Annotated in this window: 10 protein-coding genes and 1 pseudogene; 6 read left to right on the top strand and 5 right to left on the bottom strand. The window is 77.3% G+C overall.

Annotated elements, in window-relative coordinates; genetic code table 11:
• Positions 1-478: HNH endonuclease (locus tag ACK586_RS10570; protein WP_409330437.1), on the top strand; the 478-nt coding region annotated here is incomplete at its 5' end.
• A 60-nt stretch (positions 479-538) separates the two neighbouring features.
• Here the strand turns inward: ACK586_RS10570 and ACK586_RS10565 are convergent.
• Together ACK586_RS10565 and ACK586_RS10560 are read right to left on the bottom strand one after the other, a co-directional pair.
• Positions 539-1219, bottom strand: a complete 681-nt coding sequence (locus tag ACK586_RS10565) for a class F sortase (RefSeq protein WP_409330436.1) — start codon at positions 1217-1219, stop codon at positions 539-541.
• A gap of 79 nt (positions 1220-1298) precedes the next feature.
• Positions 1299-2063 carry an EF-hand domain-containing protein gene (locus ACK586_RS10560; protein WP_409330435.1) on the bottom strand — a complete coding sequence of 255 codons (765 nt, stop codon included), beginning with the start codon at positions 2061-2063 and terminating at the stop codon, positions 1299-1301.
• Between the two features lie 335 nt (positions 2064-2398).
• Between ACK586_RS10560 and ACK586_RS10555 the strand changes: the two genes are divergently transcribed.
• Both ACK586_RS10555 and ACK586_RS10550 read left to right on the top strand, forming a co-directional pair.
• Positions 2399-2953 (top strand): copper resistance CopC family protein, encoded by a 555-nt coding sequence (locus ACK586_RS10555; protein WP_409330434.1) that lies wholly within the window; start codon positions 2399-2401, stop codon positions 2951-2953.
• Positions 2950-4353 (top strand): CopD family protein, encoded by a 1404-nt coding sequence (locus ACK586_RS10550; protein ID WP_409330433.1) that lies wholly within the window; start codon positions 2950-2952, stop codon positions 4351-4353. The genes ACK586_RS10555 and ACK586_RS10550 overlap by 4 nt, the downstream gene beginning before the upstream one ends.
• A gap of 7 nt (positions 4354-4360) precedes the next feature.
• On the opposite strand, the gene chrA is transcribed toward ACK586_RS10550, so the two are convergent.
• Together chrA and ACK586_RS10540 are read right to left on the bottom strand one after the other, a co-directional pair.
• Positions 4361-5731, bottom strand: a complete 1371-nt coding sequence (chrA, locus tag ACK586_RS10545; RefSeq protein ID WP_409330432.1) for a chromate efflux transporter — start codon at positions 5729-5731, stop codon at positions 4361-4363.
• A gap of 226 nt (positions 5732-5957) precedes the next feature.
• Positions 5958-6209 (bottom strand): annotated as a pseudogene (locus ACK586_RS10540) (alcohol dehydrogenase catalytic domain-containing protein); the annotation flags it as partial.
• A gap of 257 nt (positions 6210-6466) precedes the next feature.
• Between ACK586_RS10540 and ACK586_RS10535 the strand changes: the two are divergent.
• Together ACK586_RS10535 and ACK586_RS10530 are read left to right on the top strand one after the other, a co-directional pair.
• A complete protein-coding gene (locus ACK586_RS10535; RefSeq protein WP_409330431.1) occupies positions 6467-6763 on the top strand; it encodes a DUF1905 domain-containing protein in 297 nt (98 codons plus the stop codon).
• A 77-nt stretch (positions 6764-6840) separates the two neighbouring features.
• Positions 6841-7026, top strand: coding sequence for a DUF1059 domain-containing protein (locus ACK586_RS10530; protein ID WP_409330430.1), 186 nt, complete (start codon positions 6841-6843; stop codon positions 7024-7026).
• Between the two features lie 222 nt (positions 7027-7248).
• Here the strand turns inward: ACK586_RS10530 and ACK586_RS10525 are convergent, their stop codons facing one another.
• Positions 7249-7584 (bottom strand): YnfA family protein, encoded by a 336-nt coding sequence (locus ACK586_RS10525; protein WP_409330429.1) that lies wholly within the window; start codon positions 7582-7584, stop codon positions 7249-7251.
• Between the two features lie 835 nt (positions 7585-8419).
• Between ACK586_RS10525 and secD the strand changes: the two genes are divergently transcribed.
• A complete protein-coding gene (secD, locus tag ACK586_RS10520) occupies positions 8420-10741 on the top strand; it encodes a protein translocase subunit SecD (protein WP_409330428.1) in 2322 nt (773 codons plus the stop codon).
• Positions 10742-10783: the final 42 nt, after the last annotated feature.

Raw genomic sequence — 10783 nt, 5'->3', positions numbered from 1 at the left:
ACCGCACGTCATCGCCACCCTGCCGCTCAGCGACCTGGTCGACCCGGCGACCACACCAGGCGCGGCACGCACCGGAACCGGCGCCACGATCTCCGCCGCGGCCGCCCGCTGGATCGCCTGCGACGCCACCGTCACCCGGATCGTGCTGGACCCCGACGGGCTACCCCTGGACGTCGGCCGCACCCAGCGCATCGTCCCGGCACACATCCGCAAGGCCGTCGAGCTCCGAGACCGGCACTGCGTGTTCGCCGGCTGCGAGGCCCCCGCCTGGTTCTGCGACGTGCACCACCTCCTGGAGTGGGCCCACGGCGGGGAGACCTCCCTGGAGAACTCGGCGCTGCTGTGCGAACGGCACCACACCAAGGTCCACCACGGCTACCGCGTCGAACGCGACGACACCGCACCACCCGGCCGGCGCTGGCGCACCTACCGCCCCGACGGCACCCCGATCCTCATCCACCCACCCCTGCGCGTCTGAACCCTCCCAGCCCCATCCCACCCCGCGACCGGACCCCGGTCGCGGGCCACGGGCACGCGCTCACACCGGGCGGGTCTCCTGCAGGGTCGCGAAGGCGATGACGTTGTCCTCGTAGCTGCCGGCCGCGCTGTCGAAGGCGCCGCCGCAGGTGATCAGCCGCAGTTGCGGGTCGGGGGTGTTGCCGTAGACCGCGATGGTCGGGAAGTCGTCCTTCGGGTGGCGCTCCACCCGGTCGACGACGAAGACGGCGACGGTGCCGTCGGCGCGGGTGACCTCGATCGGGTCGCCGGGGCTCAGCGCCCCCAGGTCGTAGAAGACGCCGGGCCCGTGCTCGGCGGAGTCGACGTGGCCGAGGATCACCGCGGGACCGACCGCACCGGGCGCCGGACCGGGCTCGTACCACCCCGCCTGGTCGTCCGGGCCCAGCGGCGACACCTCGACGGTGCCGTCGCCGTTCAGGCCCAGGCGCAGCAGCTCGCTGGTCACGTCGATCGTGGGGACCGCCACCGAGACCGGCGCGGGGGTCGCGGCCGCGGGGACGCCGGCGGGGGACGACGGCACCCCGGGTGCCGGAGGGGCCGGAGGGGCCGGCGCGGAGGTGGGGGTGCCCGCGGCGCCGGCCGGCTGCGGCGGGGACTGCTGCCCGGTCAGCGCCAGCCCGAGCGCGACGGCCGCCACGACCGCCAGGGCCAGGGCAGCGAGGAGCCAGCGGCGGGGAGCGCGGCTGCGGGGCTGGGTCACGGGGTCCTCCGGGAGTTCGGGCGGGCCGGCCGGAGCCGTGCCGCGCGGGAGGAGGCTCCGCGCGGCACGGCGTCCGGGGTCAGGCCTGGTCGGCCTGGCGGCGGCGGTAGGCCACGGCGCCGGCGGCGGCCGCACCCACGAGGGCGACGGCGCCCACGCCGAACGCGGCCTGCTGCTCGATGCCGGCGGTGCTGCCGCCGCCGGTCTCGGCACCACCGCTGGGGGCGGTGCCCATCTGCGCCTCGGTGAAGGCGCCGCAGGCGGCCGGGGCGGTGGCCTCCATGGGCAGCGACGGGTCGAGGTCGCTCACGACGTCGCCGTCGTAGGTGCCGCTGCCGTCCTTGTCGACACCGTGCAGCACCAGCACCGCGGTCCCGTCGTGGAAGGCCGCCGCGACGTCGGGGGTGACCTCGAAGGTGCGCTCGTAGGCGAGGTCGGCGTCGGCCGGGAACCGGTCGATCGCCAGGCCGCTGTCGGGGCTGGTGTCGCCCGAGGTGGTCAGCGACGTACCGATCGCGCCGTAGAGCGAGGCCGCCTCGGTCACGCTGACGAAGCCGTCACCGTCGGCGTCCTCCGAGCCGTCCGGGCAGGCGCCCTGCGCCCCGATGTGGAAGTGCTGTGCGTGCGGCGCGCCGGCCAGCAGGCCGGATGCCTCGATCATCACCGTGGCGGTGGTGCCGTCGATGGTCACCATGCCGGTGCCGGTCACGCCGGAGTCGTTCACCGAACCGAGGTCGGCCTGGTAGCTGTGCGGGCCGTCGTGGGCGGCGGCGCCGGTCATGGTCAGCAGCGGGAAGGCCGCCGCGGCCAGGACGACGGTGGGCAGTGCGAGGGACTTGCGCACAGGGGTTCTCCTTCGAACTCGGGTGCGACACCGGCGCCGAGGTGGCGAGGCGTCCCGGTGGTCCTGGTCGGAGCACCGGCGGGAGGGGCCCGCACGGGAGTGCGGACCCGAGGTGGGGCCCGGGGAAGGGGCCCGTCACGGACGGGGTCGGATGCCGTCCACGACCGTCGTTCGGCGGTGGTCCCCGGATCGGTTCATCGCCACACCCGCGCAACCCAATCGTGTACGACTCATTAAGCGACGAGCGGGCGGTGCGGCCGGCCGCGAGCATGGTGGGTCCTCGGCGGCGGACGACCGGGACGAACCCCTGGGACGGGAGCGCACGAATGCCGGGCATGGACCACCAGCGCAACGACCTCGCACGCCGGCTGCGCCGGCGGGCGGGCCTCCTCCTGGGCGCCGTCGCGACCCTGCTCGCCCTGGCGCTCGCCGGCGCGCCGGCCGCCGCCGCGCACGACGAGCTGACGGCCGCGGCACCGGCCGACGGCGCGTCGGTGACGACGGCCCCGGCCGAGGTCGCGCTCGAGTTCAGCGGCGTGGTGCAGGAGCTCGGCGCCCAGGTGGTGGTGACCGGCCCGGACGGCACCCCGGTGGGTCGCGGCGAGCCGCGGGTCGTCGACCGGACGCTCACCCAGCCCCTGGCCGACCGGCTGCCCGGCGGCACCTACGCGGTCCGGTGGCGGGTGACCTCCGCCGACGGGCACCCGGTCTCGGGGACGACGACGTTCACGGTCACGACCGGCGAGGCCCCCGCACCGGTGCAGGAGGCGTCGGCGGCCGCGCCGGCCGGGTCGTCGTCCACCTCCGGCCCGTGGCTGGGCATCGGCGCCGGCGCCGTCCTCCTCGTCGCCCTGGGAGTCGCGGTCCGGCAGCTGCGCGGGCGCTCGTGACCACCCTCCTCCCCCGGCCCGCGGCGGCACCCGGGAACGCACCCGCCCGCCGGCCCGGCGCGGTCCTGGGCGTGACCGCGGCGCTGGGCCTGGGCGCCGTCCTCGTGCTGGCGCTGCTCGCCGGCGGCGGCGCCCCGGAGAGCTCGGCCGGTGGCCCGCCCGACGGTGGCCCGCTGGTCGGCTGGGGCCTGCCGGTGGCCACCCTCGCGGCGCGGATCGCCGCGGTGGGCACCGTGGGCAGCCTGCTGTTCGCCGCCGTGCTGCTGCCCGGGCCCGTGCTGCCCGGGGCGTCGCGCCGGGCGCTGCGCGCGGCGTCGGGATGGGCGGCGGCCTGGGCGTCCGCCGTGGTGGTCCAGGCCCTGCTGACGGTCAGCCGGCTGCTCGGCGTCCCGCCGACCGAGCTCACCGCGGGGTCGCTCCGGACGTTCCTGCTGCACCTCCCGGCCGGCGACGCCGCCGTCGGCGCGCTCGCCGCGGCGGTGGCGGTCGCAGTCGGCGCGCGGCGGTCCGCCGGTTCCGGGTCGGCGGTGCTGCTGCTCGGCGTCGCCACCGCCGGCGTCGTCCTCCCCGCGGTGCTCACCGGGCACGCGGCGACCGAGGACCACCACGTCCTGGCGGTGGCGAACCTGGCCGTGCACGTCGTGGCCGCCTCGGTGTGGGTGGGTGGCCTGCTGGCGCTGCTGCTGCACGGCCGCAGCGCCGGCGTGCTCCCTCGGGTGGCGGCGCGGTTCAGCGCCGTGGCCCTCGTCGCCGCGGCCGCGGTCGGCGGCTCGGGGCTGCTGGCGGCCTGGCTGGTCCTCGCCGAGGGCCCCGGCCTGCTCCCCGGCCTCGGGACCGGCTACGGCCTGCTGCTGGTCGGCAAGACGCTCGCGCTCGGTGCACTGCTCGCCCTGGGCCGGTGGCACCGGCGCCGCACGCTGCCGCGGCTGGCCGCGGGACGGCCCGGGGCCTTCCGCCGGTTCGCCGCCGCCGAGGTGGGCGTCATGCTCGCGACCCTCGCCCTCGCGGTGGCGCTGGCCGCGTCCCCCCCGCCCTCGGCGGCCTCGGCGGCCTCGCCCGGCGTCGCGGGCGTGCCGGCGGAAGGCACCGCTGCCGCCCCGGCACCGGCCGACGACGGCGCGTCCACCCCGCCGCCCGGGCACGACCACGGCGACCTCACGGTGCCCGTGCTGGTCGACCCGACCGGCGTCACCGTGACCGGGCCGGTCGCGCCCGGCGCCGCCGTGACGGTGCACAACCCCGCCGACGCCGACGTCACGCTCACCGCCGAGGACGGGTCCTTCGACGCCCGCATCCCCGCGGGCAGCCTCACCTCGTTCCGCGCGCCGGATGAGCCGGGCAGCTACCCGTTCGCCAGCCGGCACGCGGCCGGGTTCACCGGGGTGCTGGTCGTGGGGTGAGGAGCGCTCAGGTCACCGGCGCGCCGGCGAGGCCGGCCGCCAGGCCGACGAGCGCGCAGACGCCGAGGGTGCGCAGCACCGACCAGCGCAGCCGGAACAGCAGCACCGCGGCGAGCGCGGCGATGCCCACCGCGAGCCACCGCACCGAGCCCAGGTCGGGCACCTCGAGCCCCAGCGGCCCCCACGTGACGCGCGAGCTGTCGGCGAACAGCGTGTGCACGGCGAAGTAGACGCCGAGGTTCGCGATGACCCCCACGACCGCGGCGGTGATGCCCGTGAGCGCCGCCGACAGCGACCGGTTGCCGCGCAGCCGCTCCATGTAGGGCGCGCCCAGCAGCACGAACAGGAAGCTCGGTGCGAACGTCACCCAGGTGACCAGGAACGACGCCAGCACGGCGGCGACCCACGGGTCGAGCGACCCCGGGTCGCGGTAGGCACCGAGGAACGCCACGAACTGCACCACCATGATAAGCGGTCCGGGCGTGGTCTCGGCCAGCGCCAGCCCGCGGACCATCTCGCCGGGCGCCAGCCAGCCGTAGGTCGACACCGCCTGCTGGGCCACGAAGGCGAGCACCGCGTAGGCGCCGCCGAAGGTCACCACCGCGGCACCGGAGAAGAACAGCCCCTGCTCGGTGAAGACGCCCTCCCGGCCGAACAGCAACGCGACCGCCGCGACGGGCGCACCCCAGACCAGCAGCCCGACGGCCAGGACGCGCAGCGTGCGCCGGCCCGACGGCGCCTCGGTGTGCAGCACGTCGTCGGGGACCACCGGCGCCGGCCCGGCCGCGGGATCCTCGGCGGCCGGCCCCGGCGGCCCACCCGGCCGCAGCCGGCCCCGCAGCCACCCGGTGACGCCGGCGAGCGCGACGACCACCGGGAACGGCACCCCGAACAGCGCGAGCGCCAGGAAGGCCGCCACCGCGATCGCCACGAGCGCCGGGCTGTCCAGCACCTTGAGCGCCACCCGGATCACCGCCTGGACGACGATCGCGAGCACGGCCGGGGCCAGCCCGGCGAACACGGCGAGCACCGCGGTCGTGTCGCCGAAGGCCACGTAGACCGCCGACAGGACCAGGAGCGCGACGACCCCCGGGAGCACGAACAGCCCGCCGGCGACCAGGCCGCCCCGGGTGCCGTGCAGCAGCCAGCCGACGTAGGTGGCCAGTTGCTGGGCCTCCGGGCCGGGCAGCAGCATGCAGTAGTTCATCGCGTGCAGGAACCGGCGCTGGCCGATCCACCGCTTCTCGTCGACCAGCGTGCGCTGCATGACCGCGATCTGCCCGGCCGGGCCGCCGAAGGTCTGCAGCGAGATGAGGAACCACGCGCGCGCCGCGGTGCGGAAGGGGATGGCCGGCGCGGGCGCGGCGTGCTCGGTCATCGGCTCCCCGGACGGACGGACGGGCGGGCGGTGTCCGGGGTCCCGGCACCGGCCGGAGCGTAGGCAGCGCAGGTGAACGGCCGGCATCGGGAGGGCCGGCAGCTCTCCGCTCACCGCACCTCGACGACGACCTTGCCCAGTTCCCGCCCCTCGCCGACGTGGCGCAGGGCCTCGGCGAGGTCGTCCAGGGCGCCTCCACGAAGCTCAGCCCGGCCGGCTTGCGGGCGAGCGCGGACTCGTCCGCCACCGCGTACTCGGCGAAGCCGCCCTTCAGCACCAGGTTGTCGCCGTACACCTCGTCGCCGGGCCGGAAGCGGGCCACGCCCTCGCCCACGTCCGCCACCCGGCCCGCGATGTCCGAGCCGAGCGTCGGACGGGCCGGGGAGCGCAGGCCCCCGATGCGCGCGTAGAGCGGCGAACCGCGCAGGCACTCCCAGTCGGAGAGGTTGACCGATGTCGCGGCCACCTCGACCAGCACCTGTCCCGGAGCCGGGGCCGGCACGGGCACGTCGTCGATGCGCAGGACGTCCGGCGACCCGTACCGGTCGTGGACGGCCGCTCTCACGAGGGAGCCCGGGAGCTCGGGCACGGTCCTGTGCCCGCCGGGACCCGGTCCGTGCCTCCCACGCGGTGCTCCTCTCCCCGGCCGCAGCCGGCGTGGCGCGCGTTCGTGCCCGGGCCGTGCACCACGTGCAGGGCACGCGGAGCCGGCCCCGGACGACCTTCCCCCCTCCGATGTCGTACCGGGAGGGCAGGCTGCGCGACGTGCCGTTCACCGCCACCCCCGTCCGCTGGCCCGGCGCCGGCAGCTGGGTCTTCGCGCCGGTCCCCGACGAGCACGCGCCCGACCGTGCGGGCGCGTTCGGCCGGGTGCCGGTCACCGCGACCGTCGACGGCCGCACCTGGGCGACCAGCGTGTGGCGCGACCGCCGGGCCGGCTGGCTGCTGCCGGTCCCGGCCCGGGTCCGCCGCGGGAAGGACGACGGCGACGCGGTCACCGTCGAGGTCCGGGTCGACGCCGCCCGCCTCTGAGGGTCGTCGGACCCTGGCCGGCCGGGCGTCCGGCGCCCAGGCTGCTCCCGGCGGACGCCGAGCCCCGGGAGGTCACCGTGCAGGAACTGCGCTGCCGCGACGCCGGCTTCGACTGCGAGGCCGTGGTGCGCGCCGACACCGTCGACGACGTCCTCGCCCAGGTGGGCCCGCACGCCGAGCAGGTGCACGGCGTCCGGGTGACCCCGGAGCTGGCCGGCCAGCTGCGCAGCCTGGTCCGCGAGGTGTCCCCGGCCGGCCCCTGACGGGCCGGGCGGGAACGGCGGTCCGGTTCCCGAGGGGCCGGCGGGCAGGGCCGGACCAGGGAGCGGAGCTCGGAACCTGGCCCGGTGCCTGCCCGAGGAGTTCCCCCTCCACCCGGGCCGGCGTGGCGCGGCGTCGCACGCTGGTCGACGACGTCGGGGCCATCGTGCTCCTCCGCCGCGGGGAGCGCGACCCGGGCAGCGGGCGCCCGGCGGGTGAAGCGCCTATGCCGAGCGCGGCGCGTACATGATCACGGCGACCCCCAGCAGGCAGACCAGCGCGCCGAGCACGTCGAACCGGTCGGGGCGGAAGCCGTCGACGACCATGCCCCAGGCGAGGCTCCCGGCGACGAAGACCCCGCCGTAGGCGGCCAGGATGCGGCCGAAGTTCGCGTCGGGCTGCAGGGTGGCCACGAACCCGTAGACCCCCAGGGCGAGGACGCCGGCACCGATCCAGATCCACCCGCGGTGCTCGCGCACGCCCTGCCAGACGAGCCAGGCCCCGCCGATCTCGGCCAGCGCCGCGAGGACGAACAGCAGCATCGAGCGGGCGACCGTCACGCCGGCGATGCTGCCAGCCGCACCGCGGTGCCCGGGGAGTGGCCGGGCACCGCGGATCCGGGCGCGCGGGCGCCGTCCCCGCCGGCTCCCCGCCGGCCGCGCACCCGTCCCGTAGCGTGCGGTCAGCGACGGCCACGACGGCGTGCGCCCGAGGAGGTGGAGCGGATGCCCGCGCGTACCTCTCGGCGCCGCCTCCTGCTGACCCTGGTGATCGGCGGCCTGCTGCTCCTCGGCGGCGTCGCCGCCACCTGGGACGGCGGCTCGTCCGGCGCAACCGTCACCGCTGCCGGAGTCCACGGCGATCGCGCCGCAGCGTCGAGGGCGGCCCCGGCGCGCCCCAACCAGCCCGGGACACCGCTGGCCGGACGGCCGGCCACCGTGCGGGCGGGAAGCCTCCCCGGCCACCGTCCGGCGGGCGTGGCGGGTGGGGCCGTCCGGCCGGCCGAGGGCGCCGGCATCCTCGACCACCGCCTCTCCGGAGCGTCCGGCGAGCACGCTGTCGCCGCACCGGCCGCGGACCTGCCGTCTCCCGGCGCCGCGCGGTCGGGGCCCGTGCAGCGCGTGTCCGCGGCGGCGCCGGGTGCTCCTCGCGCCGGGGTCGACGCCCGGGCTCCGCCCGGGGAGCCGAGCCCGCCTGGGGAGCCGAGCCCGCCCGGGAGCTGAGCCCGCCCGGCCACGGGCGGACCCCGGCTCCCGCCACCGGACCTCCCGATCCGGTCCGTCCCGACCCCGCCGCGACGCCCGTGCTCCTGCGGTACCGACGTCGCCGCCGCACCCCGCCCGCGCAGCCGGCCCGCCGGCTCCTGCGCGCCCGCCCTACCCGTGGAGACGTTCCATGCCCCCGCCACCCCGGCGCGCCGAGAGCGCGCCGTCCGCACGCAGCCGTCCGCTGCTGCTGCGGGCGCTGCTGTCGCTCGCCGTGCTGGTCGCAGCGACCGCGGCCGTGCTCACCACCGCGCCCACCCTCGGCCTGGACCTGCGCGGTGGCACGCAGATCGTGCTCGAGGCGCAGGACTCCCCGACCGTGACCGCCGATGCCGAGGCCACCGACCGGGCGCTGGAGGTCCTCCGCCGCCGCGTCGACGCCCTGGGGGTCGCCGAGCCGACGCTGGCCCGGGCCGGCGAACGGCGCATCGTCGTGGAGCTCCCCGGGCTGACCGACCCGGCCGATGCGGTGGAGGTCATCGGGCGCACCGCCCAGCTCACCTTCCACCCGGTGCTCGGGATCGCCCCTCCCGACGCGGAGGCGGCCGAGGGCGAGACGGTGCTGCCCGACGAGTCGGGCACCCCGACCCGGCTCGGGCCGCCGGAGCTGACCGGCGAGGCCGTCGACCAGGCCGACGCGGGCATCGACCTGCAAGGGGTCGGCGGCTGGTTCGTCGGCGTCGACTTCACCGGTCCCGGCCAGCGGGCGTGGGAGGAGCTCACCGGCCGGGCCGCCTGCGCGGCACCGGGCGACCCGACGCGCCGGGTCGCGATCGTCCTCGACGGCCAGATCGTCTCCTCGCCGTCGGTCGGCGCCCAGATCGCCTGCGGCGTCGGGATCACCGGCGGCACGACCCAGATCACCGGCACCTTCACCCAGGAGGAGGCGCAGAACCTCGCGGCGCTCATCGAGGGCGGCGCCCTGCCCGTGCCCGTCGAGGTGATCGAGCAGCGGACCGTCGGGCCCACCCTCGGCGCCGCGGCGATCGACGCCAGCGTCCAGGCGGTGCTGATCGGCCTCGCCGCCACCGCGGTCTTCATCGTGGCCGTGTACCGCCTGATGGGGCTGCTCGCGGTGATCGCGCTGGCCTGCTACGCGCTCATCTCCTACGCGGCGCTGCTGACCCTGGGTGCCACCATCACCCTCCCCGGCCTGGCCGGCTTCGTCCTCGCCGTCGGCATGGCCGTGGACGCCAACGTGCTCGTCTACGAGCGCTCCCGGGAGGAGTTCACCGAGCGCGGCAGATCGCTGCGCAGCGCGGTGACCGCGGGCTTCCGCCGGGCGCTGTCGGCGATCGCCGACTCGAACGTCACCACCCTGCTCTCGGCCGGCCTGCTGTTCTTCCTCGCGTCCGGCCCGGTGCGCGGCTTCGGGGTCACGCTCAGCATCGGGGTGCTCGCCTCGATGTTCTCCGCCCTCGTGATCACCCGGTCGCTGGCCGAGCTGGCCGCCGGACGGCGCGCGGTCAACCGGCGGCCGCAGCTGACCGGGCTGCACACCCTGGGACGGGTCCGCGGCTGGCTCACCGGTCGCGGGTGGCGTCCCTACGGCCGGCCGCACCGCTGGCTCGCCGTCTCCCTCCTCGTCGTCGTGCTGGCCGGCGCCGGGATCGCGGCGCGCGGCCTCCAGCTGGGCGTGGAGTTCACCGGTGGGCGCAGCGTGCAGTACGCCACCGCCACCACGCTGGACGTGGAGGCCGCGCGGGACGCGGTCGGCTCGGCCGGATTCCCCACCGCCGTCGTGCAGGAGGCGGACAGCGGGGACATCCGGGTCCGCACCGGCCCCATCGCGGACTCCGAGCAGGCGGCCATCCGGGACGCGCTGTCCGCCGCGGCCGGAGGTGCGGAGGTGGTCAGCGACGAGCTCATCGGCCCCACCCTGGGGGACGAGTTGCGCCGCAACGCCCTCATCGCGCTCGGGGTGGCGCTGCTGGCGCAGCTGACCTACCTGGCGATCCGGTTCCGGTGGACCTACAGCGCCGGGGCGGTGGCCGCGCTCGCCGGCAACGTCGCCGTCGTCGTCGGGACCTTCGCCTGGACCGGCCGGACCGCCGACGGGGTCTTCCTCGCCGCCGTCCTCACCGTCATCGGCTACTCGGTCAACGACTCCGTCGTCGTCTTCGACCGGATCAGGGAGACCCGGGCCGCCCGGCGCGGGCGGCCGTTCGTCGACGTCGCCGGGGACGCCGTGCTGCAGACGCTGCCCCGGACGGTGAACACCGGCGCCTCCACGCTGCTCGTGCTCACCGCGCTCCTCGTCCTCGGCGGCGACTCGCTGGCCGACTTCGCGCTCGCGCTCATCCTGGGCATCATCGCCGGCACGGTGTCCACCGTCACCGTCGCCGTCCCGCTCACCGCGGTGCTCGACCGCCGCTGGCCCCCGTCCGAGCCGGTCACCCCGCGGGCGCGCCGGACCTCGGCGACGAGGACCGGGGACGGAGCGGTCGTGTAGCGGAGGCGCCGCTGCCGTGGCGGACCCGCCGCGGACCGATGC

Origin of the sequence: Trujillonella humicola (genome assembly GCF_046233715.1) — a bacterium.
In the GTDB taxonomy this organism is placed as follows: domain Bacteria; phylum Actinomycetota; class Actinomycetes; order Mycobacteriales; family Geodermatophilaceae; genus Trujillonella; species Trujillonella humicola.
The sequence above is the reverse complement of the archived record's forward strand: the minus strand, read 5'-3'. Positions and strand labels throughout refer to the sequence as shown.

What these genes read in the sequence shown, in the direction of transcription:
- ACK586_RS10555 (WP_409330434.1), top strand. Translation starts at nt 2,399, where the DNA reads ATGGACCACCAGCGCAACGACCTCGCACGCCGGCTGCGCCGGCGGGCG.
- ACK586_RS10535 (WP_409330431.1), top strand. Translation starts at nt 6,467, where the DNA reads ATGTCGTACCGGGAGGGCAGGCTGCGCGACGTGCCGTTCACCGCCACC.
- chrA (WP_409330432.1), bottom strand. Translation starts at nt 5,731, where the DNA reads ATGACCGAGCACGCCGCGCCCGCGCCGGCCATCCCCTTCCGCACCGCG.
- secD (WP_409330428.1), top strand. Translation starts at nt 8,420, where the DNA reads ATGCCCCCGCCACCCCGGCGCGCCGAGAGCGCGCCGTCCGCACGCAGC.